The organism is Anaerotignum faecicola, assembly GCA_024460105.1.
Lineage (GTDB): Bacteria > Bacillota > Clostridia > Lachnospirales > Anaerotignaceae > JANFXS01.
In genome coordinates this window covers 1-523 of sequence record JANFXS010000144.1, presented here as the reverse complement: position 1 = coordinate 523, position 523 = coordinate 1, and the positions used below count along the sequence as shown (strand labels likewise).

At 50.1% G+C, this 523-nt stretch carries 1 protein-coding gene; it reads left to right on the top strand.

What is annotated here, in order from left to right; genetic code table 11:
• Window positions 1-523, top strand: a 523-nt coding sequence (locus NE664_13190) for a hypothetical protein (GenBank protein ID MCQ4727586.1), incomplete at both ends; no start/stop codon positions are given.

Here is a 523-nt window from a genome sequence, read left to right as displayed (position 1 = left end):
AATAAGAACAACGTTGGAGACGAGATCAAGCTGACGGCAGAGTATACGAAAAACCCGAACTATACGGTGGAAATCGTACCGGGAATGCTGACAATTGTGGCTGCAGGTGACAATGGAGTAAGTGCAGAAGGGCAGACGGTAACGTATGACGGGACCGGTCATGGATTAAAGAGAGCGGAAGCGCTGAAAGAGGGATCGACCCTGTGGTATTCAACAGACAATAAAGAATTCAGCGAGACAGCGCCGTTATTTACAGAGGCCGGGAGCTATACGGTCTATGTCAAGGCGAAAAACCCGAACTATGCGGATACAGATACAGCGGAAGCGACAGTCGAGATAAAAAAACGCGGACTGGAATTCAAGACCCTTAAGAAGGAAAAGGATTACGACGGGACACCGCTGACAAATCCGGCGTTTGAAGTAACCAAAGGGGATACAGCGCCAGGCCAGGAGCTGCAGGTCTATGTAAGCGGAAGCATAACAGAGGCAGGAAGGACAGCGAATACCGTGTCTTCGTACCGTG